Origin of the sequence: Chitinophaga sp., from assembly GCF_035761305.1 — a bacterium.
Classification (GTDB): domain Bacteria; phylum Bacteroidota; class Bacteroidia; order Chitinophagales; family Chitinophagaceae; genus Chitinophaga.
Genome location: NZ_DASTRI010000221.1, coordinates 18111 through 44783 on the forward strand (window position 1 = coordinate 18111; position 26673 = coordinate 44783).

The 26673-nt window shown below is 51.0% G+C and carries 16 protein-coding genes; 8 read left to right on the forward strand and 8 right to left on the reverse strand.

What is annotated here, in order from left to right; all coding sequences use genetic code 11:
* Positions 1-57: 57 nt before the first annotated feature.
* The 3 genes from VFS25_RS18700 to VFS25_RS18710 form a co-directional block, all read right to left on the reverse strand.
* Complete coding sequence (locus VFS25_RS18700; protein ID WP_326463695.1) at positions 58-3819, reverse strand: DUF3857 domain-containing protein; 3762 nt, start codon at positions 3817-3819, stop codon at positions 58-60.
* A 57-nt stretch (positions 3820-3876) separates the two neighbouring features.
* Positions 3877-5640 (reverse strand): ABC transporter ATP-binding protein, encoded by a 1764-nt coding sequence (locus VFS25_RS18705; protein WP_326463696.1) that lies wholly within the window; start codon positions 5638-5640, stop codon positions 3877-3879.
* Positions 5641-5764: 124 nt separating this feature from the next.
* Positions 5765-7963, reverse strand: coding sequence for a hypothetical protein (locus VFS25_RS18710; RefSeq protein ID WP_326463697.1), 2199 nt, complete (start codon positions 7961-7963; stop codon positions 5765-5767).
* A gap of 129 nt (positions 7964-8092) precedes the next feature.
* Between VFS25_RS18710 and VFS25_RS18715 the strand changes: the two genes are divergently transcribed.
* The 8 genes from VFS25_RS18715 to VFS25_RS18750 all read left to right on the forward strand — a co-directional run bounded on the left by VFS25_RS18715 (position 8093) and on the right by VFS25_RS18750 (position 20158).
* Positions 8093-8839, forward strand: a complete 747-nt coding sequence (locus VFS25_RS18715) for a DUF1003 domain-containing protein (protein ID WP_326463698.1) — start codon at positions 8093-8095, stop codon at positions 8837-8839.
* A gap of 161 nt (positions 8840-9000) precedes the next feature.
* Entirely contained in the window at positions 9001-9684 is a 684-nt protein-coding gene (locus VFS25_RS18720) for a response regulator transcription factor (protein ID WP_326463699.1), read from the forward strand.
* Positions 9685-9913: 229 nt separating this feature from the next.
* Complete coding sequence (locus VFS25_RS18725) at positions 9914-10963, forward strand: sensor histidine kinase (RefSeq protein ID WP_326463700.1); 1050 nt, start codon at positions 9914-9916, stop codon at positions 10961-10963.
* A gap of 49 nt (positions 10964-11012) precedes the next feature.
* On the forward strand, positions 11013-11642 hold the full coding sequence (locus VFS25_RS18730; RefSeq protein WP_326463701.1) for a sigma-70 family RNA polymerase sigma factor: 630 nt from the start codon (positions 11013-11015) through the stop codon (positions 11640-11642).
* A 69-nt stretch (positions 11643-11711) separates the two neighbouring features.
* Entirely contained in the window at positions 11712-12719 is a 1008-nt protein-coding gene (locus tag VFS25_RS18735) for a FecR family protein (RefSeq protein WP_326463702.1), read from the forward strand.
* Between the two features lie 34 nt (positions 12720-12753).
* Positions 12754-16308, forward strand: a complete 3555-nt coding sequence (locus VFS25_RS18740; protein WP_326463703.1) for a TonB-dependent receptor — start codon at positions 12754-12756, stop codon at positions 16306-16308.
* 23 nt (positions 16309-16331) lie between these two features.
* The gene (locus VFS25_RS18745) at positions 16332-18068 is read left to right on the forward strand and encodes a RagB/SusD family nutrient uptake outer membrane protein (protein ID WP_326463704.1); all 1737 of its coding nucleotides are present in this window, start codon (positions 16332-16334) and stop codon (positions 18066-18068) included.
* A 107-nt stretch (positions 18069-18175) separates the two neighbouring features.
* The gene (locus VFS25_RS18750; RefSeq protein ID WP_326463705.1) at positions 18176-20158 is read left to right on the forward strand and encodes an FAD-dependent oxidoreductase; all 1983 of its coding nucleotides are present in this window, start codon (positions 18176-18178) and stop codon (positions 20156-20158) included.
* 206 nt (positions 20159-20364) lie between these two features.
* Here VFS25_RS18750 and VFS25_RS18755 read toward each other — a convergent pair whose 3' ends face one another.
* The 5 genes from VFS25_RS18755 to VFS25_RS18775 form a co-directional block, all read right to left on the reverse strand.
* Positions 20365-21678, reverse strand: coding sequence for a porin (locus VFS25_RS18755; RefSeq protein WP_326463706.1), 1314 nt, complete (start codon positions 21676-21678; stop codon positions 20365-20367).
* 47 nt (positions 21679-21725) lie between these two features.
* Positions 21726-23213 (reverse strand): MBOAT family O-acyltransferase, encoded by a 1488-nt coding sequence (locus VFS25_RS18760; RefSeq protein ID WP_326463707.1) that lies wholly within the window; start codon positions 23211-23213, stop codon positions 21726-21728.
* A gap of 3 nt (positions 23214-23216) precedes the next feature.
* Positions 23217-24545, reverse strand: coding sequence for a GDSL-type esterase/lipase family protein (locus VFS25_RS18765; RefSeq protein ID WP_326463708.1), 1329 nt, complete (start codon positions 24543-24545; stop codon positions 23217-23219).
* A gap of 35 nt (positions 24546-24580) precedes the next feature.
* On the reverse strand, positions 24581-25984 hold the full coding sequence (locus VFS25_RS18770; protein WP_326463709.1) for a GDSL-type esterase/lipase family protein: 1404 nt from the start codon (positions 25982-25984) through the stop codon (positions 24581-24583).
* A gap of 152 nt (positions 25985-26136) precedes the next feature.
* Positions 26137-26670, reverse strand: coding sequence for a glucosaminidase domain-containing protein (locus tag VFS25_RS18775; protein ID WP_326463710.1), 534 nt, complete (start codon positions 26668-26670; stop codon positions 26137-26139).
* Between the last annotated feature and the right edge of the window lie 3 nt (positions 26671-26673).

Sequence of the window (26673 nt, forward strand, 5' to 3'; positions counted from 1 at the left end):
AAAAGACAAAAAAAACGCCCCTTTTCAGGAGCGTTTTTTTTACCATATGTAAGGTTGTTATTTAAAGGATATATATTTCTGCTCCGCTGCAACTATCGTATTAAAAAAGCTTTTCATTTTATCAAAGTCCGTAGCGGTGATCAGCTGGTTGCGGTTGGTGCTGAACCGGCGTTTGATCTGCAGCTTATTGGGCGCTGTTTTCTGAAAGCTGAGCTGGTAGGTCATGTTATTAAAGCTGGCCTTTATGTCGCCGGGCACCTGGTCAAAGGCCTTGCCTTCCGGCAGCTCTATATCCACATCCGTAGCATATTGGTCTGTATTCTCATAGCTCCAGTACTCAAAGGGATATTGGCGGGCTTCCGCGGTAAAAATATCCGGCGTAGCCACCAGGTCTGTAAATATGGGCTTTATCATGCTAAAGTCGCCCACGCTGATCACATCATTCTTAATGGTGTAATGCTGCTCCTGTGTTACCGTGTCCTGCAGGTTCTCCAGGTTGGTAAAGGTTACATCATCCAGCACAACGGGGTTTTTATGCTGCTGCGACAGGGCCGACTGCATATCGTCCGTAAGCTCCTGCCGGGTTTTATGCGCATACTTGCTGCGCACCAGGCTGGCCAGCTCGCCGGTGGTGCGGCTGGTGGTTGTTACCCGCTGGTCCGTACCATTAATAACCACCTTTGTTTTACGGATCAAAGATACCTTACGGCTGTCATCGCCCGGCAGCAGCGCTATTTTCTCGCTGCTGTTGTAATTAAAGGGTATATTCAGCACCTGCGCAGCCACCAGGCTTTGCGGCAGGGCGTTAAAGGGCAGCTGGTTGTTGGTAAGCTCCAGGCAGTGGTATTCATTATCGGCCTTAAAGCGCACCACGCAATGGTTAAACTCCAGCGAAGGCAGCAGCATGGCATTGCGGCCGTTCTCGCGGGTGCTTACCAGCATCAGGTTGGCGTCCATACCGGCTTTGCGGGCAAAGGCCACAAACAGGGCCGAGAGGTCTTTACAATCTCCCAGGCGGGTGTTCAGGGTTTTGGATGCACGCTGCGGCACATAAGCCCCCTGCCGGAAAGAAACCGAGCTGTAGGCAATATGCTCCTCTATATACTCATAAATGCGTTTGGCCTTTTCCCAGTCTGTAAGCTGCTGTGCGCCCTTGGGAAAAATTTCACTGAACGCGGCGTTCAGGTCAAAATCTTCCCGGCACTGCATGCGGGTAAGGTCGCTGTACCACTCGGCTATAACATCCCACGACTTTACGGTTGATACGTGCAGCACCTGCCCTATATCATCAATATTGGGCATATAGCTTTCCCGCTTAAAGGCAGGCACATTCTTCATTTCCCAGGTGTACATGTGAAAATTCTCATGCTCGCTTTCCACCGGCTTGGCGGTGCTGTTCTGGAACACGTAGTAAATGGGCAATGTTTTGGCAATCAGCATGCTATACCTGGCCAGGGTGGTAGGTACAGAGGCGGAAAAGTAAAATTTATCCCAGTACTCGCGGCCCAGGCGCCCTATGCCATAGCTGCTGATCTTGTAGTTGTAGTAAATAGCATCGCCGTTTTCCAGCTTGGTGTACACAATCTGGTTATCATATGTTTCGGCCGGCACCCGTGCGCCATTGGCCTTTATTACCTCTGCTTTTATAATACTTACATCCTGGTATACGCTGTTATAGGGCACTGATATTTCTTTCCAGCGGTCAATACCATCATTATTATTAATGTACACCGCTGTGCTGATCATTTGCTCATTGGCGCCCTCCGGGTACAGCACCACATTCTTTTCATCAAAAATGTAGTAGTAGGATTTGGTGGTATCTTTCGGCTGCTTCAGGGCTTTGCTTACTTCTTCATACGTATCAAGCTTGGGAAAATAAGAGAATACATCCGGCTTTTTTTCCAGCTCCCTTATTTTCCGGCGGTAACTGGTGCCCCCTGCATACTGCACCAGGGCTTTCTGGTAATAGGCCAGCGCCTGCCTGCGGTCGTTCTTCTGCTGGTAGCAGGTGGCTATTTCGCCCAGTATGCGGTGGGAGTAAGGGCTAATGCCATGCGCCTGCTCCAGGTAATAAATGGCAGAGTCGTACTGCTGGCGGGAGAAAAAGTATTCTGCCAGCGGATCGTAGGAAGCTGTTTCATAAGGGGCCAGGTTCAGCAGCGCTTTCAGCATGGCAATGCCTTTATCGGTCTGGTTCTGCTCAAAATATTCCTGGGCCAGGGTTTTCATTACCTGGTAGGAATAGTTGTCCTTTATATACTTTTCCATTACCTGCACTGCAGATGCAGGATCTTTCAACATGCTTTTGTAATACTGCTCCATGGCCATAACTACCTCCTGCCGGTCGGGGTAACGCTCATAGGCTGCTTTCAACAGGGCTACCGTGCTATCCAGCTTTTCCATGTAAGCGTAAATGGCTACCCGTTTAAGGTCCGTAAGCTCTGTAGGCCCCTGCAAAGCCACCATTTTATTTACTATTTCCAGCTCTTCCGCATATTTCTTTTCCCCATCCAGCTTTTGGGCATTGCTGTACAGCACCCAGTAGTTTTCCGGGGCCATTACCTTCATTTTCTCGTCCAGCTCCTGCTCTTCGGTACGGTCATATTTGCTGGAGAGGGAGGCGGAGTACTGCTGCAGCACAACCGGGTCATCGGGGTATTGCAGGTACAGCTTATGCATTACGGCCTTTGCCTTGTCATATTCCTGGTTGCGCACATACACCTTGCTGAGCAGGCAGGCATAGGCAGGGTCCTGCGGATATTGCTCCATACGATGGCGGAAAAAATCTTCTGCAAAATGCACAACGGTTTGCGGTGCGCCGGTAGTGGTATCGGGCTGGTAGGCCTGTACCTTGCTGGTGCTGCTGATGTGCGGCAGGCTGTTATATTTTTCGTCGGTAAGGCGTACAATAAAGTTGGGCATGTTATTGCCGTCTGTAAACCCTATCTGCACCAGCACGCGGTTATAGCCTTTGTGCAGGTGGCAGCGGGCTTTGTAAAAATCCAGCTCCGTAGCCCGTTCTTCGGCGTCGGCCAGCATCAGCTTATCGTTCAGCCACACTTTCAGCGCGCCGTTGCCGCCCAGGCATAACAGGGCGTCCTGCTCCTGGTCGGATAGTACATAGGTTTGCGCATACCCTACCGCATTGGAGGCCGGGAAGGCGCTGCCCACAAATACCCAGCCCTGCTGAGTGGTATGCAGCGGCGTGAACCAGTCAATAGGCGCATTGTTGTAGGATATAAAACCTTTGCCGCTGGCGGGCTCTTTTACCGGCGGGTACTCCTTGTTAAAACCGCTTCCGGATATATTGTCAAAAGGCCCGGCAAACTGCCAGTCTTCCAGCGCGCCCATTTTCGGGTACATGCGCTTTGACTGTTCCTGCTGCTGGCAGTAGAACAGGTGATAGCCCTTGAAATAATTGGCGGCGGCCCGTATGGAGCCATTCATGGCCGTGTCTGCAGACAGGCGTTCCAGGTTGGCCAGCAGCTTGCCTTTTTTCTTGCCATACTCACCCAGTATGGCATAATTGAACCATAATGCATACACGTAAGACTCCGGCTGGCTCCACTGGTCCAGCGGGTCGGGGTACTTTTCCAGGTAGCGTGTGCCAATACCGTCATAGGTTTCCAGCATAATGAGCGTAGCTACCGCATTATCCCGGTTAACATTGTTTTTGATGGCTTTTAAAAGCAGCTCCCGCGCATGCTTAACGTCGTTGTGGTGCAAAGCGTCCCAGGCTTTTTCATAATCACCGGCTAACAATGTAAAGGGTAACAATAACAATACAATAACCCCCACTTGTCGTAGAAAGAACTTCATAAAAAGGTATAAGGATTTGATTTACTAATTAAAAAGTAATATAAATATATGAAATTTTTACATGTTTACTGCTTTCTTAAACTGCATGCTGTGCAGTTTATAATAAAAACCTTCTTTTTTCAGCAGCTCCTCATGGGTGCCCATTTCCCGTATTTCTCCTTTATCCAGCACTATAATGCGGCTGGCTTTGCTGATGGTGCTCAGCCGGTGGGCGATAATAATGGAGGTGCGGCCCGCTATCAGCTTGTCTATGGCCTGCTGTATCAGCATCTCGGACTCGGTATCTACCGAAGAGGTGGCCTCATCCAGTATGAGGATGGAGGGGTTGTACAGCAGTGCGCGCACAAAAGAGATCAGCTGCCGCTGGCCCAGTGAAAGGGTGCTGCCTCTTTCCATTACCGGGTAATCGTACCCGCCGGGCAGCTGCATAATAAAGTCATGCATGCCTATGAGGCTGGCTGCATGCGTTACCTGCTCCCGGGTAATAGCCGGGTTGCGGAGGGTAATATTTTCATAAATAGAGCCGGAGAACAGGAACACATCCTGCAGCACCACGCCTATTTTGCTGCGCAGCGCCGCCAGCGTATAGTCCTGTATGTTAATACCGTCTATTTTTATAGCGCCTTTCTGTATTTCGTACAGGCGGTTCAGTATGCTGATGATGGTGGTTTTGCCTGAGCCCGTGTGGCCTACAATGGCAACGGTTTCGCCGGGTTTGGCATGAAAGGAGATGTCTTTTAGCACATACCGGTCTTCTGTGTAGGCAAAAGACACCTGGTCAAACAGGATGTCGCCCTGCATGTGGGTGGCCTGCTGCCGGCCTTTGTCTGCAATATGCTCGTTGCTGTCCAGCACTTTAAACACACGTTCGCTGGCAACCATGCCCATCTGCAGCGTGTTAAACTTATCGGCCAGTATGCGCAGCGGGCGAAACAGCAGGTTCAGGTACATGATAAAGGCAATCATTACCCCCTGTGTTACCTCGTAGCTTAATACTTTATTGGAGCCCCACCATACCATTAATCCCAGGGAAATGGCCAGTATAATTTCCACTACCGGGTAAAATATAGAGTAGGCGAAAATAGCCTGGATATTGGCTTTGCGGTGTTCTTTATTAATCTGCTTAAAGCGGGCATACTCCCTTTTTTCAGCAGAAAAGGCCTGCACCACCACCATGCCGGTAATGTGCTCCTGTACAAAGGCGTTCAGGGCGGCCACGGCATTTCTTACGGCGTGGAAAGATTTATTCACGCTTTCCTTGAACATCCAGGTGGCAATGATCAGCACGGGAAAAGGCGACAGGCTGATGAGCGTAAGCCGCCAGTCTTCCACCAGCATTACCACCAGTATGGCCACGATCATAAGCAGGTCGGCTACAATGGAAATAATGCCTTCGGAAAAAACGTCGTTAATAGCTTCTATATCGTTAATGGTACGGGTTGTAAGCGTGCCAATGGGTGTTTTGTCAAAAAAGGAAAGGTTCAGGCGCACCACTTTTTTGTATACCGCTACCCGCAGATCCCTTATTACTGATTGTCCCAGCCAGTTGGTAAGGTAAGAGAACAGAAAGCGCACCGCGGTTTCCAGCAGCAGCAGGCCTATTTGCACAATAGTAATGATGATGAGCATCCGCATCCACTGGCTGCTGATGTATTTATCAACGGTAACCTGTATCAGGTAGGGGCGCAGGGGCGACAGCACGGCCAGCACAATGGTAAGCGCCATGGATAAGTAAAAGGAGCCTTTATAGGGTACTGCAAAAGAGAAGAGGCGCCGTAACAAACTGAAGTCAAAAATCCGCTTGATAGTTAATTTCTCCATGAGTGATGCAAACCTACGGCTTTTTACGGAAACTAAAACGCCGGCGGTCCGCCAGGAAGCAGCACTTGAAATATTGCTTGTTTCCCGGTGAACCGCCGGCGGTATATTATAGCGTATAACCTGCTTACTTATCTTCCTTCATGATCTGTTTATAAGCCTTTATAAATATGGCGCCCAGGTTTTTATGCGGGGGCACATAATCGCTGAACAGCTCGCGGTTGCGGGCATCGCCGGCAAAGTGGCGGCCCAGGGATGCCCACATATCCACCCAATCCACGTTTTTACCGTTGCGTATCACCTCTTCCAGGCTGCGTATAATGGGCTCATTTACAAAGCGGGTGCCTACCTGCTTGGAAGATACAATGTGCGCATCCGGTGCTTTCTGCAATACCACTGCCAGGTTATGATAGCCGCCGCAGGAGCCCAGCACCACTATTTTGGCCGAGCTTTGCAGGTTATCCAGCGTGGTGTTTACATGGTAGCTATGGCCGCGGTGAATGAACACGGTGGGGTGTATATCTTTTTCGTCCAGGTAGTCGCTCAGTTTCTGAATGGCGTCCTTATCCTGGGGCTCATCCAGCGGCAGGTTGGCAAAAATGGTTACGGGTTTGCCTTTTATGGAGGTAATGGTGGTCCATGAAGCGCCCTTGCTGATATGCCATTCGCTGCTGGGGAAGTTGGTCATAAAGCTGGCGTACGACTCCTGCCCGTCCTTGTCCCCGTAAAAGAACACCTGCTCATACACCCGGCCGCTGTCGCTCATTAACCCGTTAAAATCAACATAATTCACCGGCGGCAGCTTGAATTTAGCTGCCATATCGGAGGCCTTGGCATTATCGTCGCCCTTGCTCACCTGGGTTTCAAACAGGCTGGAAAGCAGCTCGTAAATCACCATGCCGCGCTTATCGTTCTTACGCGATACGAACACATAGTTCTTCTTCACTTCATCGCGCAAAAAGTCAAGCAGCTTGGGATCGCGTATGCTGCCAAAGGAATTGGCCACATCCACCGCATCTTCCAGGTCATCTGTTTTTTCCAGGTTGCTCACATATTTTTTCATGAGGTAGTTGGCATTTTCCGGCGCCATGGATTTCAGGAAGTTATCCAGGGTGTTAAAGCCGGCTGCCATGGCTATGAATTTCTTAAACCGGTCAAAGCTTACCACCATCAACAGGCTGTCGCTGCGGGGCGGTTTCATGCGCGCCATCATCTGGTCGTACAGGCCGGCGTTGCTATGGTTGGTGTAGCTGGAGGTGTACAGCTCCTCCTGGCCGTTCACGATCAGGTAGTACAGTTCCTCCGGCGTAAAGTCTTTTACAATGCGAAAGCGCACGTTCACCGGCTCCTCATGCAGGTCGTTCACTTCCCGAATGTAGCGCAGGGAGCGGGCCTGCATGTTTTCCATCATGGCCTTTAGCCCCAGGGGATGCTCGCCGTTGGTTTTTTTCTGCTGCAGCACTATGGAGGTTTTAACCATCTGCTTAAAGTACGGGTAATCGCTGCTTACAATTCCTTCCAGCGAGTCGATGGTCATGGAGCCGTCTATCAGCTCGTCAATAAAAGGCAGTATGCGGGTTGACTGGCCCGAGTTGCCGATTTTTACGATCAGCTGCACCACGGGGTCCTGGTTCTTTTTAATAGCGGTGGCCACCGGCGTGTAGGAGGTGGCGTAGGTAAGCACCTGGTTGGGATATTTGCGGGCTACTGCGGCCACTACCGAGTCGGTTACCGGGTAGTCGAGATAGTTGCCCACTTCCGCCATTACGGTTTCCAGGTTCTGGAAGGCGTATTTGCCAAACAGCATGCCCCTGGCTTCCTGGTAGCCGGGGTTATCGCGGAACACTTCTATCAGCTTTTCGCCGGCGGTAAAAGACACCTGCTTTACCATGGGCAGTATGCTTTGCCCTTTAATATTGGCGTGCATCATATCGCGGTAAGCCTCAATAATAGAGGGCGCTTCCGCGGGGTCTATCTTATGGTAGGCGCGTTTGTTATTATAATCGTGCAGCACGGTGTACAGGCCGGAGAGATAGAGTATTTTGAGGCGGTGGTCCAGGGCGGTATCAAGCTCAATTTCCACCTGCAAATCATTTACCTGCTTTATAAGGGCATTGGTTACCTGCAGGTTGATGGTAGCATCGTCCGATACTTTTATCATATCGTCTGTCTTCCCGTCAAACTTGTCTGCCGCTGTTTGTTCTTTATCTATGTTGTCGTGAAAACCCTGGCGTCCAATAGGAATATCCACCTTTTGTGCGCCCTGTGCGTATACCAGGGTACCCTGCAGGGCCGCCAGGCATACGAGTATTAAAAATTTCTTCATCTATAAATGTACTTTTCGCTTTCCCTTATAGCAAATTTACGACCAAATTCCTTAATCCCTGTTCCCGCGCTGTTTTTAGATGGTTTCAGATGGCCGGAGTTTAATATCTTGCACAGCATAAAACAGATTATGCAAACCTTTGTAAGCGATCTTTCCGGCCAGCACTTCCCGGTAACCGAAAAAGTGAACGGCCGGGCCATCAGGCGGGAGCTGTTTGCGCTGATAAAAAGGGATCATCCGCATTTTTCCAACAAGTGCAGCCTGGCTATTTCAGAGCTGAACCAGTACCGGCAGCAGTATTATGAAGCCTTTTTTGCCAAGGAGATAGGGGAGCTTACAGAGCTGGAAAAAAACGTACTGGAAAAGCTGCGGAGCCACGAAACCCTTACAGAAAAGCTGGAGGAGGGTATGGAAAATATGCCTCTTTCCTTCGGGCAGCGGCTGGCAGACAGGATTGCCGATTTTGGCGGCAGCTGGACCTTCATTATCCTGTTCCTGGCTTTTATACTGGTGTGGATGGGGCTTAACATTTACTGGCTGCAGAACAAGGGTTTTGACCCCTACCCTTTTATTTTACTGAACCTGCTGCTTAGCTGCCTGGCCGCCCTGCAGGCGCCGCTGATCATGATGAGCCAGAACAGGCAGGAGGAAAAAGACCGGCAGCGGGCCAAGAATGATTATATGATTAACCTGAAGTCCGAGCTGGAAATACGCCTGCTGAATGAAAAGGTTGACCACCTGGTAATGAAGCTGCAGCAGAATATGCTGGAGCTGCAGCAGGGCCAGGTAGAAATGGTGAATGAAATGACCCGGGCCATTAAGAAGTCGTTCACGCAAAAGGGAGATAATCATAAAGATACGAATGGAACCAAATAGCCATATCAACTACGGCGCTGTTCGTATGCCATGGAATTGTTGTAAATTTGCCAGGTTTAAATAACCAGCCGGAACCGAATTAACAATTAGATAATGTTAACTTTCTATTAATGAACCCGGGCGCTGTTTAATTTTGTGCCATCTCAACAAAGTGTAATTGTATGATAGACCAAGCGGTAGTAGGTAAAATATTAGTGGTGGATGATGAGTCGGATATATTGGAAATTATCAGCTACAACCTGAAGTCAGCCGGGTACGACACAGTAACGGCCAAAGATGGCAGCGAAGCCATCCAGAAGGCCCGCATTTTCCGCCCCGATCTTATTATGCTGGATATTATGATGCCTAATAAGAACGGGATTGATACCTGCCGGGAGATCAGAAAAATACCTGAATTTAAAGATACCATGGTGCTGTTTCTCACAGCCCTGAATGATGAAAAGTCTGAAATTGACGGCCTTAACATGGGGGCCGACGATTATATAGCCAAACCCATTAAGCCCAAATTACTGGTAAGCCGTATTAACGCCCTGTTCCGCCGCCTGCATAAAACAGAGGAAACGCAGATGCAGCTTGGCGATTTGATCATTGACCGGGAAAAATTCACCGTTACCTATAAAGGGCAGGAAATTGTGCTGGCCAAAAAAGAGTTTGAGCTGCTGCAGCTGCTGGCCTCCAAGCCCGGCCGCGTATTCCTGCGCAATGAAATCCTGAACCAGGTTTGGGGTACGGAAGTAATTGTTGGCGACCGCACCATTGATGTACACATCCGTAAAATACGCCAGAAAATAGGTATCGACCTGGTAACCACCGTAAAAGGCGTAGGTTATAAGTTTGAAATGTAGGGGAAAGCGGAAAGCATAAAGCTGCCTGCCGTTTGCTGTTTTTTCTTTTTTATTTTATAACGCCCTGCGCCAGGCCGGTTACATTGCCTGCATTTTCAACTTTTACTTTTGCTTTTTACTTTTTGCCTTTTGCTTTTGCTTTCAGCTTTACGCTTTTTTAACCATGCCTTCTGCTTCTAAAAAAATTACCTTAATTTCCCGTTATTACAATAATTACTCACTTTGGAGTATGTTTAAAGCAAAGAACTTATCCCCCCAGAAGCTGGCAGGATTTACCGCGCTTATTATATCTGCCGTAATAGCGCTTGGCAGCCTGGTCGCAAACGGTTCATGGCGGTTAACGCTGATAGCCTTTATTCTCACCTTCCTGGTTTCCTATTACCTTTACCTGTACACACTGCAGAACTTTATTTACCGTAAAATAAAGCTCATTTACAAATTCATTTACCAAACCAAGGCCTCAAAACGGGAAGAGTTTTTTAACAAGAACATACTGCCCCTTAAAACCATTGATGAAGTAAGTGAGGACGTAGAAAAGTGGGCCATCCAGAAAAAGGAGGAACTGGACAGCCTGCGCCGTAACGAAGCGTTCCGCAAAGAGTTTTTGCTGAACCTGAGCCATGAGCTGAAAACGCCCATTTTTGCCGTGCAGGGCTACATACACACCCTGCTGGACGGCGCTGTGGAAGATCCGAGCGTGAACAAGGTATTCCTGAAAAACGCCACCAAGAACATCGACCGCCTTTGCCACCTCATAGATGACCTGGATGAAATATCCAAGCTGGAAAGCGGGGAAATGACCATTAACAAGGAAACCTTTGTGATACAGGATATGATAAAGGATGTTTTTGACACCCTCTCCCTCAAAGCCAATACAAAGGGCATTAAGTTCAATATTAAAAAAGGCTGCGAAGCGCCCGTGGCTGTGCAGGCCGATAAGGAAAAGATACGCCAGGTGCTCATGAACCTGGTGGACAACTCCATTAAATACGGTAAAAACGACGGCCATACCATTGCCAGCATTTATGTAATGGACGATAAACAGGTGCTGGTAGAGATCTCCGATGATGGCCTGGGCATTGCCGAAGAGCACCTGCCCCGGGTGTTTGAGCGCTTTTACCGTACCGACCGCGCCCGCAGCCGCGATATTGGCGGCACCGGCCTGGGGCTGGCCATTGTAAAGCATATCATAGAAGCCCACAACCAAACCATTAACGTACGCTCCAAGCTTGAAATAGGCTCCACCTTCGGCTTTACCCTGGAAGCAGGCAAGGATTAGCAGCGGCATTTGCATATCTGCCTGCTGGCGCATTACTTTGCTGCCATTAATGTTAACCGGCAACAAATATGACGAGCCTACGCCTTTACCGGGAGCAGCAGACCAGCTGGCCTGGCAGGCATTTACAGGCAGGGGCGATAATGCTGCCTTTGAATGGCTGTACCGGCACTTCATTCACACCCTGCTGGATTACAGCTATAAAATATGCGGTGAAAAAACGCTGGCGGAAGATGCTGTTCAGAATGTTTTCACCTACCTGCTGCTGCACCGCCGGCAGCTGCCCCTTCCCCAATCCATTAAATTCTATTTGCTGCGCTGCGTGCGCAATGAGCTGCTAAAGCTGCTGCGCAGGCGCCGCCGTACCCTGCCTGCCCGGGAGCTGTTTGATGCGGTGCTGCACCTGCAGCCTGCCGCTCACACCTCTGCGCTGGACGCCTTTTTGCAAAAAGACCAGCTGGCCGCTTTACAACAATATATTCAGCAGCTGCCCGCCCGCCAGAAAGAGGTGATTTACCTGCGCTTTTTTCATGGCCTCACCTATGCCGAAATTGCGGTGATCATGCAAATAGACCAGAAATCGGCTTACAAAACCGTATACAAAGCCCTGGAAACCCTGCGGCAAATAATGCCCGGCCCTGCCCTTGCCTGGCTGCTGCTCCTGCATAATTCCCCGTTCTAAAAAAAAATTTGCGCCGGAGGGATAAAAACGGCGCTTCGCATACTCTGTGTCAGAAAATGGCCGGCCTGTATGAAAACAACTGCTGCCTATAGCGCTTATACTGCCTGGGACCTGGCGCTCGACGATGATTTTATCCGCTGGGTAAAAACGCCGGAGGCGGGGGATAATGCCTTCTGGGAACAATTCCTGGCCGTTTACCCACACAAAGCCGCTGCCGTGCAGCAGGCCCGTGCGCTGCTGCTGCATTATACTTTTGCCCCTGCGCAGGTAGATGCCGCTGTGGTGGAAAACATATGGCAACAGCTGCAGCAAACCCAAACAGGCTTGCAGCAACGCCGGCCAATACTGCGCAGGCTAGGCCGGCAGTGGCGTTATGCAGCCGCCGTGCTTATACTGGTGATGGCCGGCGTATTCGGCTACCGTTACTTGCAGCCGGTAAATACCAGCATCGTAACCGCCGCGGGAGAAATGCGCCGCATCACCTTTGCCAACGGCACACAGGTGGTGCTAAACCAGCTTTCCCGGCTGCAGTACAGCAGCCGGCATCCTTACACGGTGCAGCTGGAAGGGGAAGCCTGGTTTTCCGTACAGAAAAGGGCCGGCGCCCCTGCATTCACCGTGCAATGCAGCCGGGGTAATATACAGGTGCTGGGCACCGCTTTTAATGTAAATACACAGCAGCGCCATTTAAAAGTAGTGCTGGAGCAGGGCGCCGTACAGGTAATACCTGCCAACCCCGCGTGGCCGGCAAAAAAAATGCAGCCCGGTGAAATGGTGGTGATGGATGCACAGGGTATGCGCAGCAAACAGGTGCAGGCAGCGTGGTACACTGCCTGGCGCAATAACCGGCTGGCGTTTACAGATGCGCCGCTGGCAGATATATTCACGTTCCTTACAGATACATACGGATGGCATTTCACTATAGACAGGCAGCTAACGCTATCGAACAAACGTTTTAACGGCACCGCGCCGGCAAACGCGCCGGAGCTGCTGCTGGAGAAGATCAGCACCGTTTACCAGCTGCATACGGAGCGCCGGGCAGATACAGTATTTATCAGCAAAAAAAGCAGGCCATAGTTAGTACACAATAGCAATAATAAATATTCCAGTTATGAAGAACATCTTACCCAAAAGATGCTCCGGGCGTTTATTTTTCCTGGGGTGCTGCCTTTGCATTCAGCAGGCAGCCGCTGCCCAGGACCTTTCCTGGAACAACCACTGGGAACAGCGCCAGGGCAAAACAACACCCCGCAGCATGCTGCTTACAGATGCCCTTTCCGGCATAGCAACACGCTACCATGTTACTTTTGACTATGATACGGAAGCGTTGCGGCAAAAGCAGGTAACCTCCGAAAAAGTGCTGCAGCACCTGCGCAGCCACCGACAGTACGCCACGCTTGACGCCCTGCTGAAAGACCTGCTTGCTCCCTTTGGTATGAAAGTAAGGCAGTTTGGCAACAGCTACACCATTTACAAGCCGGCGCCGCCTGCAACACAGCCCGGCGGCAACATAACGCCCGCCGGTACTGCGCCGGCTGATACCACCATCCGTGGCAGGATCATATCTGCCGACGGGCAGCCGCTGCCCGGTGTAAGTGTGCTGGTAAAAGGCAGCAACAAGGGCGTTGTGTCGGATGCCGACGGCACCTACCATTTACAGGTGCCGGACCACAATGCCATACTGGTGTACCAGTACATTGGCTTTGAGCCGCGCGAGCTGGCAGCGTCGGACAAAGCCACCGCCAGCGTAACGCTGCAATCCGGCACCAGCTCCCTTTCAGAAGTGGTAGTAACCGGCTATACCACCCAGCAAAAGAAAGATATTACCGGCTCTGTGGCAGTGGTGAACACCAAGGACCTGCTTTCCACGCCTGCCGGCAACTTTGGCCAGCAGCTGCAGGGCCGCGCGGCCGGCGTAACAGTTACCAGTAACGCGGCGCCGGGCGCAGGCGTGGCTATACGCATACGCGGTATAGGCACTATTAATGATAACGGCCCCCTGTATGTGATTGACGGCGTATCTACCCGCAGCCAAAGCCTGAACAGCTTAAACCCGAACGATATTGAATCCATACAGGTATTGAAAGATGCCGCATCTGCCTCTATATACGGCGCACAGGCCAGTAACGGCGTAGTGATCATCACTACCAAAAAAGGCAAGGCCGGCGTATCGCGCATTTCCTATGACGGCTATTACGGCATGCAGTACCCCGGCAAAGGCCCGGATATGCTGAATACAAATGAATGGGCCAACCTCATATGGACCAGCCTTAAAAACGCCGGGCAGGTTAGCGGCAACGGCAATCCCAACCACCCGCAGTTTGGCAACGGCCCTGAGCCGGTTATTCCCTATTACATACTGCCGGCCGGCAAAGCCCAGGGCACGGTAGATGAAAGCCAGTACGACCTGCTCACCAACCAGATTGTGCGGGCTAACCAGGCCGGTACGGACTGGTACGGGGAAATATTTGCGCCGGCATCTATTCAAAACCACCAGGTTACAGGCAGCGGTGGTTCTGAAAAAGGCAACTATGCATTTGGGCTGAACTATTTTAACCAGCAGGGCATTTTAAAGTACACCAACTTTAAGCGCTATTCCGCCCGTATTAATACGGAGCTTACCGTAAAAAAGAATATTAAGTTCGGGGAGAACCTGCAGATCGCTTTTACAGAATCAACCGGCGGCAACTATGCCAGCGGCGAAGGCAATGCCATTGTGCAGGCCATGCGCGTGCCGCCTATTATACCGGTGTATGATATACAAGGCAATTTTGCGGGCAGCCGGGGAGCCGGCCTTGGCAACTCATCCAACCCGTATGCATTATTATACCGCGGCAAGGATAACAAAAACAAAGGCTTCCGCGCTTTCGGCAACGCGTATACGGAAATAACCATTCTTAAAGGACTGCAGTTCCGCTCCAGCTTTGGCATTGATTACACCAACAGCACCGCCTACAGCTTCTCCTACCTGAACCCCGAACATTCGGAGCCTGCTGCCAACAATGCATTCAACGAATCGTCCAACTACAACCTGCGTTGGGTATTTACCAATACGCTCAATTATAAAAGGGTATTTGGCTTTCACTCCGTAAATGTGCTGCTGGGCACAGAAGCCATTTCAGAAAACGGCCGTAACCTTGCCGCGGGGCGTTTCAACTACTTCAGCAACTCACCATTGATCTGGAACCTGAATAACGGCGACCCCAGTACGCAAACCAACAGCAGCACCCGTTCGCAAACAGCGCTGGCCTCTATGTTCGGCCGTGTTGATTATGCTTTTCACGATAAATACCTGTTTACCGGCATCCTGCGCAGGGATGGGGTTTCGCGCTTTGCGCCGGACCACCGCTACGGCATTTTCCCTGCGGCCAGCGTAGGCTGGCGCCTGTCTGAAGAGCCTTTTCTTAAATCTGTGCCCTGGCTGGATGAGCTGAAGCTGCGCGCGGGCATTGGCGCTACCGGCAACCAGGAAATTCCGCGCGCCTATAACTATGCATACGAATACGGCACCAGCCCCGGCACCTCTAACTATGACCTAGGCGGCACCAGCAACAGCACGGTTATCGGTTACTATCTTGCCAACTTAGGCAACCCGGAAACAGCCTGGGAATCTACTGTAATGACTAACATTGGCCTGGACCTTTCCATACTCAAAGGCCGGCTGGAAGTGAATGCGGAAGTGTATGACCGCCGCACCAACGGCATGCTTACGCAGCCGCAGCTCACGGCGCTGGCCGGCCGCGCCAATGCCCCTTTTGTAAACATTGGCGATATGAAAAATACCGGTATTGACCTGAACCTGGATTACCGGGATAAAATAGGTGGCGATTTCCGGTATGAGGTAGGCCTTACCTTCAGCCACTACAAAAATGAAGTGCTTCGTTTGGGCGACAGCGGTACCGAACAGATATTCAGCGGCGGCACCCGCTACGGCACCATTACCTTAACCGAAAAAGGACAGCCCGTATCTATGTTCTACGGCTACCGGATAGAAGGTATTTTCCAGAATACAGATGAAGTAAAGAACCATGCACAGCAAACCGGCATGGATAAAAACAACCCGGCCAAGTTTGTAGGAAAATATAAGCTGAAAGATATAGACGGCGATGGCGTGGTAACCCTGAACGACCGTACCTTCATTGGCAACCCGCACCCCGATTTTACCTATGGCCTTAACATTAGCCTGGCCTGGCGCAACTTTGACCTGAACCTGTACGTATACGGCTCCCAGGGCAACGATATTTACAACATTACAAAGTACTATACCGATTTTCAAACCTTTGCCGGCAACCGCAGCAAGCGTATGCTGTACGACTCCTGGACACCGGACAACCGCGATGCAAAGCTGCCCATACTGGATGCCAACGATAATATCAGCAACGGCATTTCCCATAGCTACTATATAGAGAACGGCTCTTACCTGCGCGCCAAAAACCTGCAGATCGGCTATACGCTGCCGGCCTCCCTTTTACAGCGGGTAAAAATTGAGCAGCTGCGGCTGTATGTGCAGGCCACCAACCTGTTTACCATTACCGGCTACAGCGGGCTTGACCCGGATATTATGAATGCCACTTTTGACGGCAGCGGCGATTTGAACAAAGGCGTGGACTACGGTTTTTACCCCAACGCCCGGCAGGTGCTGGCAGGCGTTTCACTTACTTTTTAATGTGTACTGTTAAAACCATTTTTATGCAACAACTATGCAAACCATATAAGAAAATAGCGCTTATAGCAGGCAGCTGCATATTGCTGTTCAGCCACCTGCAATGTTCAGACAGTTTCCTGGATAAGCAGCCGCTGTCGCTGGACCAGACAGCCCTGGCAAATAAAAAAGGAGTGAATGCCATTCTCATAGGCGCCTACTCGTTACTGGATGGTATTGGCGCCGGCGGCAGCTATGAGCAAACCGCCTCTAACTGGAGCTTTGGCAGCATACGCGGCGGCGATGCGCATAAAGGCGCTGACCCCAGCAGCCAGCCCGATATAAATAATATTGAAAGGTATGAGTCAAACCCAACGGATAATTATTACCTGGGCAAATGGCGCACGGTGTATGAAGGTGTGCTGCGCGCCAATAATACGCTGAAAGTACTGCGCCTGGCGCAGGATATGACTGAAGACGAAAAGCTGAATGTAACCGCGCAGGCGCGCTTTCTGCGGGGCTTCTATCATTTTGAAGCCAAAAAATTATGGAATAATGTGCCTTACCTGGGCGACAGCATTACAGACCTCAACCCCAAAATACCGAACGACAGGGATATATGGCCGGAGATTACCGCCGACCTCCGGTTTGCAGCAGATAACCTGCCGGAAACACAGGATATGATAGGACGGGTGAATAAATGGGCCGCCACTGCCTTTTTAGCAAAAGCGTATATGTACCAGCGTAAGTTTGCCGAAGCCAAACCCCTTATTGAAGCGGTGCTAACCAACGGCAAAAACTCGCGCGGCGTAAAATACCAGCTGAACGCCTGCTTCCACGACAACTTTAACCCTGCTACCAAAAACAGCCCCGAAGCCATACTGGAAGCACAAACCTCTGTGAACGACGGCGCAGGCGGCGCCAACGGCAACCACGGCGATATGCTGAACTATCCCTACACGGGCGGGCCAGGCAAATGCTGCGGCACCTTTCAGCCCAGCCAGGACCTGGTAAACTCCTATAAAACAGACGTGAACGGGCTGCCTTTGCTCACCACTTATAATAATGAAGATGTAAAAAATGATGAAGGCATTGCCTCAGACCAGCAATTTACCCCTTATACAGGGCAGCTGGATCCGCGGCTCGACTGGACCGTTGGCCGCAGGGGCATTCCCTACCTTGACTGGGGCCCGCACCCCGGCGCCGCATGGATCCGCAACCAGTCTTATGCCGGCCCTTACAGCCCTAAAAAGAACGTGTACTATAAGGAGCAGCAGGGCAAATTTTCAGACGCCTCCAGCCCTACCAGCGTGGCCAATAACGTAAAGCTGCTGCGCCTGGCCGAAGTAATATTGTGGGCCGCTGAATGCGAAGCGGAAATTGGCGACCCTGACAAAGCCCGCACCTATGTGAACATGCTGCGTGCGCGCGCCCGCAACGGTTGCTATGTGCAGCAGCCGGACGGTACGCCTGCCGCCAATTATTATGTAGATGTGTATAAAACACCCTGGACATCGCGCGATGAGGCGCTGCGGGCCATACGCTTTGAGAACAAGCTGGAGCTGGCCATGGAAGGGCACCGCTTTTTTGACCTGGTACGCTGGGGCGTTGCAGATACGGAATTAAATGCTTACCTGGCTGCAGAATCCACCAAAAGAGTATATCTTAAAGGCGCCACGTTTACAAAAGGGGTAGATGAATATTACCCCATACCACAAACAGAAATACAAAACAGCTATGTGAACGGGCAGCCCACGTTGCAGCAGAACCCGGGGTACCATTGAGCGTTCAAAAAAAGTAACTGAACCGGCAGCTTTGTATCATAACATCAAACACATAAGCATTAACGGAAAAAGATAAACTAACAATAATGATTATACGGAAGCACATTATGAAAACAGCAGCGGGCGCTATGGCGGCGATGATGCTGCTGTTTGCGCCTGTAAAAAAGACTGCGGCACAGCAGGGCAGCAGCTACGACATTTGTATTTACGGCGGCACCGCGGCAGGCGTAATTGCCGCATACACGGCAAAAAAAATGGGTAAAACCGTACTGCTTATTGAGCCGGGCGCCCACCTGGGTGGTATGACCACCGGCGGGCTGGGATTTACCGACATTGGCAACAAGTACGCCATCAGCGGGCTGGCCAGGGATTTTTACCGGCGCGTAGGCAGGCACTATGGCAAATTTGAGCAATGGGTGTTTGAGCCGCACGTAGCAGAGGAGATCATTAACAGCTACATTCAAAAAGCACAGGTGCCGGTGCTGTACCATTACTACATCACAAACGCAGCAAAAACGCAGGGCAGCATACAATCCATTACACTTACCAAAGCCGCCGGCACGGGCGCCACACAAAGAACCATACAGGCCAAAATGTTTATTGACTGCAGCTATGAAGGCGACCTGATGGCAAAAGCCGGCGTAAGCTACGCGGTAGGCCGCGAAGCCAACAGCCAGTATAATGAAACCTATAACGGCGTACAGCTGCTGAACAAGCACCAGTTTGCAGACGGGATTGACCCGTACAAAATACCCGGTAAGCCCGAAAGCGGGCTGGTATGGGGCATTAGCCCCGAGCCGCTGGCGCCGCACGGCAGCGGCGATAAAAAGGTGCAGGCCTATAATTTCCGTATATGCCTTACCAATGATCCCGCTAACCGTATACCCATTACCAGGCCCGATAACTATGACTCCACGCAGTTTGAGCTGGTGTTGCGCTACATGCAAAAAACGCCCTGGAAAAGCCTGTCGGCTGGTTTGAAAATAGACCTCATGCCCAATCATAAAACAGATATTAACAACAACGGTCCTATATCAACAGACATGATAGGCATGAGCTATGATTACCCGGAAGCAGATTATGCTACCCGGCAAAAGATCATTAAAATGCACGAAGATTATGACAAAGGGCTGCTGTATTTCCTGGGCCATGACAGCCGCGTGCCTGAAAACCTGCGCCGGCAAATGCTGCAATGGGGCTACCCTAAAGATGAATATACCGACAACGGCAACTGGACCTTTCAGCTGTACATCCGTGAAGCGCGCCGCATGACAGGCGATTATGTAATGACCCAGGCCAACTGCGAGGGACGCGCCAAAGTACAGGATGGCATTGGGATGGCCGCCTACACCATGGACTCGCATAACTGTGAGCGCGTAGTGGTGAACGGCATGGTAAAAAATGAAGGCGATGTGCAAATGGGCACACCCGGCCCCTACCCTATCAGCTACCGTGCATTAATACCAAAAGCAAATGAATGCACCAACCTGCTGGTACCGGTTTGCCTGTCGGCCACACACATTGCCTATGGCTCTATCCGCATGGAGCCGGTGTTTATGGTACTGGGGCAGTCAGCTGCAGCTGCTGCCGTAATGGCCATTAACAATAAAAAAACCGTGCAGGATATTGATGTAAGTGCCTTACAGCAAAAGCTAAAGCAGGATCCCCTGGCGGACGGCAGCATACCGGAAGTGCTGGTAGATGATGCAGATACCGCTTATATAACACGCACAGGCAGCTGGCAAAAAGCAAAAGTGCCCGGCAACTACGGCATGTCGCTGTTGAGCGCAGCCGCCGGCACAGGCAATAACTCCGTACGCTTTACACCGCCCATGCAGCGCAACGGGCGCTATACCATTTACTATTATAACACCAGCCATAAAGACAAAGCGCCGGCAGCTGCATTTACCATTACCGCCGGCAGCCAAAAGAAAACAGTAACGCTGCCCCTGCAGCAGAACGGAAATGAATGGCTGCCGCTGGGCACCTTTGCCTACACCAAAGGCAAGCCCTATTATGTGGATATTAGCCTGCCTGCAGGCGCCCAGGGCGAGCTGCCGGCCGATGCGCTGCTGTTTGTACCGGAATGATTAATAAGCGCACCATTGTGCCGGGGCTGATCAAAAAGAATGTAAAATCATAAATGTAAAATCTAAAATGTAAAAGTGAAGCTCAACTAACATAATACTGTAGCTGGTTTTGTGGCATTTTTACTTTTACATTTAGCATTTAAAATTTTACATTTTACATTTTACATTCTTTTTGATCAGCTCCTTTACTTATACACTTTGTCTAATTAAAACCGGAACTGCAGGCGGCAGGTGAAAATGTTGTCTGCAACGTCGGACGTATAGCCATCCAGGTCTGTTACCTCATTGCGCACCAGGTCGTACCAGAAAACAATTTTCAGGTGCTCATTCATATAGTACAGGTAGCCGCCGCCAAAGGTATCGTAGCGTATATCCGCCTCCGTTGTATTGCTGCCCGGCTGGCCTACCTGGTGGCCGTGTACTTCCCGGTTAGGATCGTACCAGTCGTATTTCAGCGCCAGCTGGTGCTGCTCGCTGCCCAGGTGCTGCAGAAAATAAATGTAGGCGCCGTCAAACTTGCGTACATACAGCGGTTGCAGGTGGCCGCCGGCATCTACGGGTATTACGCCCGGTGTTTCGCTGGCAGCGGCAGTGGCGGTTTGAGTGCCGCGTATATACTCCGCCCGCAGCTCGGTAAAGCCTTTACGGTTAGGTATTTTCCACTGCACATCAGCCCCGTAATAATGCCGGGGCGCTATTTTGCCTTCATTGGCTGCCGTGGAATCCACGTTAAAGCCCGCAGCGCCGCCGGAGCGGTATATGTACCGGGTGAACTGCTGCATGCCGCCATACAGGCATGATATGCCGGCGGAAAGCCGCATGCCGCGCGCGTTCAGCGGCAACGGCTTCAGGCTTATACGCGCTATAAGATCTTTATGGCTGTCAAAATCCGTTGTGCTGGTAAGGCCCTGCCCGTTGAAAAGGCCGGCGTCTATTTTCAGGTATCGCAAAGGATGGTCTTTGCCGCGGGGTTCAAAGCTGATCATAGCGCCCAGGTCGCGCTCCGTTTTCATAAGCAGCTGCGACATGCGGCCTCTTTCCGGGCTTTCCCTGTCGGCAGAGCTCAGGTTCACCTCATACCCGAAGGGGCGGGCAAACATACCGGCGGATATAGACAGCACATTCCATTTATTCTCAAAAAAACGGCCGTAAAAGTCACGGATAAAAACGCCCCGCTCTGTTCCATCAAACTGAAAGGCAAACTGCACAATGGGCATATTATCCTTGCCATACCGCTCATAATCCAGGCGCAGGCGGCCGCGGCGCAGCATAAAACGGTTGTTTACGGCAGCGGGGAAGTCGCCGCCGGCAAAGCTTTTGGCGCCTTTACTGCCGGCATACTGGAACTGCGGCTGTATATAGCCGCTGAAGCGCAACGCATCATACTTTTTGTACATAGAGAACACGCCCTTACCCAGTTCGGTAGTGGTATCAATCATATCCATCAGGAACTGGGCCCTGGCAGCTGCAGACAATAACAGCAACAGACATAACACTGCAAAGCGCCTTGATATTCGCATAGTTGACAGCTATTTTGGCGCAAATGTAGAAGAAATGTATTTAAAACCTAAAACTGGAAATAAATGGGTATCATGGGCTGCGTGGTCTTTACCTGTATCAGCAGCCATATAAACACTACCAGTATGGCTACGCTGCCTGCTACCGGCACCCGGGCCAGCGCTTTTTCCATTACCCGCTGTCCGCCGCCGGCTGTTACAAAATGCAGCGCAAAACCCAGCAGCATTAAGGCAAATACAGCGGTGTAGCCCTGGTACAAATCGTACCAGATACCGGGCTGAAAGTCGTACACCACCTGGTGTATGAGCGCCCAGGCATCATGAAAGGTGGCTGCCTTAAAAAATATCCAGCAAAAACATACAAAGTGGAAGGTGATTAAAATGCCCAGCACCTTAAAAAAGTATTTGCTAAAACCGGTGTACACTTTACCGGTGCGCTTCAGCCAGTCTATCCGCACCTTATCAATACCCAGGGCCACCCCATGCAGGCCGCCCCAGAAAATAAAGTTCCAGCTGGCGCCATGCCAGAAACCGCCTATCAGCATGGTCAGCGCCAGGTTTACATACTGGCGGAATTTGCCTTTGCGGTTACCACCCAGGGGAATATACAGGTAATCGCGCAGCCAGGAAGAAAGGGAAATATGCCATCTTCTCCAAAACTCGGTAATGGAAGCGCTCTGGTAAGGCGTGGCAAAGTTGGGCGGTATTTTAAACCCGGTCCAGCGGGCAATGCCAATGGCCATATCGGAATAGCCGGAAAAATCGCAATAAATCACCAGCGCATATCCGTACACGCCCAGCAGGCATTCCAGGCCAGTGTGCCTGGAGGGATCATCGAAAATATACTGTACAAAGTTGAGGTAAATAAAATCGGAGATTACGATCTTCTTAAACAGCCCGCTGATAATAAGGTACATGCCGGCGCCTACATCCTCCCGGTCCAGCACATAAGGCTGCGATATTTGCGGAATAAAATCCGCCGCACGCACAATAGGCCCCATCATGAGCTTGGGGAAAAACGAGAGAAAGAAGAGGTAATCCATAAAATTGTTTACCGGCGGAAACTCTTTGCGGTACACATCTATGGTATAGCTCAGGTTCTCAAACGTATAAAAGGAAATGCCAATGGGCAGCAATAAATGTAACGGGCGTATATGCCCGGCCGTTACTTCGTTAATAATACCTATGAAAAAATCGGTGTACTTGAAATAGAAAAGCAGCCCTATGTTAATAATAATGCTGAACACCAGCAGGAACACACGTAATGCATGCCGCTGCGCGCGGTATATCCACCGCGAAAGGTTAAAATCCACAATGGCGGAAAGGATCACCAGCCCTACATAATAGCCGCAGGCCTTGTAAAAGAAATACAGCGAAAACAGGGTAAACACCCATACCCTGCCGGTTTTGCTGCCAGATACCGCCAGGTAGCACAGCAGGAAAATGGCAAAGTAATAAAAGAAAAACGCGCTGTTGAACAGTACCGGATCGCCGGGATCATACAGTAAGGCGGACAGCAATTTATTAACGTCGATCATGGTTTAAAATTTACAGTACAGGCTTTGCCTGCTTTTGCACGGCGCCTGGTTACTGCTTGTATCTGCAGCAGCAGTTACCGGCCGGTCCAGGTACATGGCGTAAGAGCGGCGCAGCGCTTCATACAGCAGGCGCCCCTGCAGCTGGTAACCCCTGGCGTTAAAATGTATATGATCCGGCGCCCAGGCCCCGGCAAAGCTGCTTTTCATAGCCTTGTTCACGGCATTAAAGTTCCAGCAGGCCAGGCCATGCTGGCGGCAATAGTCGATCAGCAGCTGCGTAACCGTGTTAATGGCCGGGTTAGGATAGTACTTTATGCGGTAATAGGTACGGTACTTTTTACCTACTTTTTTCCTGTATGGCCTTTTAGCCGTACGCATGCAATCCGGCGGTGTGGTAAGCAATATGCTTACCCCGGGCAGCTGCTCCCTTATGAGGCTTACAGCCGCATCTACCTGTTCCCTTATAGCAGCTGCGCTTTGGCCGCTATAGGCCTCATTGGTACCAAGCGATATGATCACCAGCTGCGGCTGCAGCACCTGCATTTGCGCGGCAATCGTATTACCTGTTTCCACGTAATGTTGGTACATGGCGCCGTTAATGCCAATAGCGCTGTACAATATACCATTTTGCCCGTTCCGCAGTATGGCCCCGTAAAACCGGAAAATGGCGCTGCCATTGTCCTCCCAGCGGGTCTGGAAACTGGTCATGGTTTGCGGAAAGCGCAGGGTAGCCATGCTAAGCGTGGGCGAGCCTTCATAGGGTGCAGGCGTTACCGTTATTGCCGCTCCCGGGCTTTGCACGCTTACATCCGGGGTGCCTGCATCAAAGAACAGCTGTGCTTCTTTTACCTCATCATTCATACCGCCGGCATTATGCTGCCGCCCGTCAAAGGCCAGCGTAGGCGCGGCGCTTTGCGAGTAAATTACAATACCGCCGGGGCCGGGCTCCTGGTCTTTATGCCGGTCTATGACCCGGTCGGTTTGCCAGCGCACGGTGCTGTTCCAGCGGTAATCATCCGGCCCGTTGGTACCGGCCACGTTGTAAGGGAATACCCATCCGCGGCCGGCATTGCCGAACTGCCGCTGCAGGGCGCCGCCGGTGGCTACCGGGAAAAAGCCGGCCTGTATGTGCGAATCGCCCAGGTGCAGAATGCGTACTACGTTACTATCCACCTTGTCCAGCGCCGCAAAAAAACGATACAGGGCAGTGTCCTGCTGTATAATATTACCGGATGCCGCCAACGGGGCACGTTGTGCCAGCACGTTAACAGACATCAATAATAATCCTGTGAAAACAAGCACCCGCGCGCTTTTCCCCTTACTACTGTCCATGAATAAAACCAAATATGCTTTTACAAATCCCTTCACTAATGGTGCGCTGCAGCGTTCTGCCTGTACTCATCCATAATTGCTTTATACAGCAGCGCTCCCACCCTGGCCGCTCCCTTACTGTTAAAATGTGTATAATCCTTATTTGCCAATACCGTATCGCCCTCCACCCAACGCGTCATGGAGCCTTCGCCGCCCATGGCTGCATACAGGTTCCAGTACGCAGTGCCGTATTCCTCCGCCAGTTCATGCTGTACTTTCAGCAGGGCGGGCACACCGGGCGCGGTAATGTAATGGTCGGTTTTCTTATAGGCTTTATCTGCCGTACCTACGATCAGGAAAGAGGTTTGAGGCCAGTTGGTGCGCAGGCTGTCTATAACCCTTTCCATAGGCCGCTCATACCAGCTGTAATCCGTAAGCTCGGGGCGAAACAGCACATTGGCGCCGTAATGCAGCACCACCAGGTCATACGGATGCCGGCGCTGCATTTGCTGCAGCATGCCGTGCCGCAGCTTGCTCAGCTCAATACCGCTGATGCCGCGGAAAGAAAAATTATCTACATAAACGCCGTTGTCGCTCTCAAAACTTAACCCGTAAAAGGGCTGCGCAGCGCCATCGGCATACTTCAGCAGCACATATTTTTGTGTAGTGTCCTGGCGGAAGGCCAGCTCATTCAGCGGCGCGCCGCCGGTAAGCGTATAGGGCCTGCCGTTAATCAGCACACGACTGTTACCCGGGCCGTAGAAAACAGATACCTGGCTGAATTTGTCGAGGCCATGGCGGTGCACGGGGCTATACCGCGCCCAGCTTTCCGTAGCAGGTATAAAAGCGTGGCCCGAAAGGCCCAGCGGCAGGTCCTGCGGGGGATTGTTCCGGAAATGATAGTCTTTCCAGTTATCGGAAAATGTATGTTGTATGGTGGCCCTGAAAGAAGCCACCACAGAGGTTACTGGCACAAAACCCACGCCGGAGCCGCCAAATGCTGTTTGCAGGCTGTCGCGCAGGTCGCTGGTAATAAGGTCGCCTTCAATCATGGAGTCGCCGAAGTAGGCGATACGCACTTTTTTACGTTTGCCAGTTTTCAGCTCCTGCAGGGCTTTTAAAAAATGCTGCATGCCCGGCGCTGCTATCGATACCGTATCTGTATACTCCTGTATGCCGGTGTAGGTCATGAAATCATAGACAGGGCGGGCTGCTGCCGTTGCATCCACCGTATCTGCCGCCTGTGCGGCTGAATCTGCCGGCTGCGTTTGCGCTATTACTTGTTTACGGGGGGCAGGGGCCGGCGCCGGGGTTGGCTTAAGATCGGCCAGCATATCTACCTGGCGGGAGGTAAAGCCCTGTAAAGAAAAACTGTTATGTATAAACGATAATGCCAGCAGGCATGCCATGGTGCCGGCAATGATCAGGAAAGGATAAGCGGATTTATTGTTGGCAGGCATATGTCATGGTGTTCAGTCAATTACGAATTATCAATTACGAATTGGGAGGCGCGCCTATAGCCTGATGTTTTGTCGCACAAGCATTGAGCATTCTGCGTTAAGCGTTCAGCATCCGGCGTTTTCATTCGTAATTCGTAATTGATAATTCGTAATTAATTTGTGGATTTTGCAAAGTCCATTTGCGCATCCAGTTTATATAACTTGTAACGTTTAATCAGGTTCGTTACTCTTCTGATCCATTCAACGCCGGCAGTACTATAGCCACTGTGGTTCATGTGTTTTAGCCAAACTGCATATTCGGTATTGCCTTTCAGCGCAGGGTACCATTTCTTTTTACGGATAATTTTTACAAAGTGTTCATAGGAGTCTTCATCCGTTTTATACTCCCGGTACTTGGAGCGGTAGGTGGTGTGCTGTTTGGCCAGGCTGTTACGCCCCACTATTCCAAAATGGTTATGCAGCAGTTTGGCATTGCGGCTGGTACCCATGCCCGACTCCAGCATGCCTATGCCCAGTATTACACTGGCGGGGATGCCGGTTTCATTCATCAGCTTTATGGCCAGGGCCTCGTATTTGTCGAGATAGCGCTTTTTATAGTGTTGGGCGTATGCTGTTTGTACGATCAGCAAACATATTAGCATTGCACAAAACCATACCACACGACTGAGTAGTTTGTTGCCTCTCATGGC

Coding starts and splice junctions, on each gene's coding strand:
- VFS25_RS18700 (WP_326463695.1), bottom strand. CDS start 3,819: ATGAAGTTCTTTCTACGACAAGTGGGGGTTATTGTATTGTTATTGTTA.
- VFS25_RS18705 (WP_326463696.1), bottom strand. CDS start 5,640: ATGGAGAAATTAACTATCAAGCGGATTTTTGACTTCAGTTTGTTACGG.
- VFS25_RS18710 (WP_326463697.1), bottom strand. CDS start 7,963: ATGAAGAAATTTTTAATACTCGTATGCCTGGCGGCCCTGCAGGGTACC.
- VFS25_RS18715 (WP_326463698.1), top strand. CDS start 8,093: ATGCAAACCTTTGTAAGCGATCTTTCCGGCCAGCACTTCCCGGTAACC.
- VFS25_RS18720 (WP_326463699.1), top strand. CDS start 9,001: ATGATAGACCAAGCGGTAGTAGGTAAAATATTAGTGGTGGATGATGAG.
- VFS25_RS18725 (WP_326463700.1), top strand. CDS start 9,914: ATGTTTAAAGCAAAGAACTTATCCCCCCAGAAGCTGGCAGGATTTACC.
- VFS25_RS18730 (WP_326463701.1), top strand. CDS start 11,013: ATGTTAACCGGCAACAAATATGACGAGCCTACGCCTTTACCGGGAGCA.
- VFS25_RS18735 (WP_326463702.1), top strand. CDS start 11,712: ATGAAAACAACTGCTGCCTATAGCGCTTATACTGCCTGGGACCTGGCG.
- VFS25_RS18740 (WP_326463703.1), top strand. CDS start 12,754: ATGAAGAACATCTTACCCAAAAGATGCTCCGGGCGTTTATTTTTCCTG.
- VFS25_RS18745 (WP_326463704.1), top strand. CDS start 16,332: ATGCAACAACTATGCAAACCATATAAGAAAATAGCGCTTATAGCAGGC.
- VFS25_RS18750 (WP_326463705.1), top strand. CDS start 18,176: ATGAAAACAGCAGCGGGCGCTATGGCGGCGATGATGCTGCTGTTTGCG.
- VFS25_RS18755 (WP_326463706.1), bottom strand. CDS start 21,678: ATGCGAATATCAAGGCGCTTTGCAGTGTTATGTCTGTTGCTGTTATTG.
- VFS25_RS18760 (WP_326463707.1), bottom strand. CDS start 23,213: ATGATCGACGTTAATAAATTGCTGTCCGCCTTACTGTATGATCCCGGC.
- VFS25_RS18765 (WP_326463708.1), bottom strand. CDS start 24,545: ATGGACAGTAGTAAGGGGAAAAGCGCGCGGGTGCTTGTTTTCACAGGA.
- VFS25_RS18770 (WP_326463709.1), bottom strand. CDS start 25,984: ATGCCTGCCAACAATAAATCCGCTTATCCTTTCCTGATCATTGCCGGC.
- VFS25_RS18775 (WP_326463710.1), bottom strand. CDS start 26,670: ATGAGAGGCAACAAACTACTCAGTCGTGTGGTATGGTTTTGTGCAATG.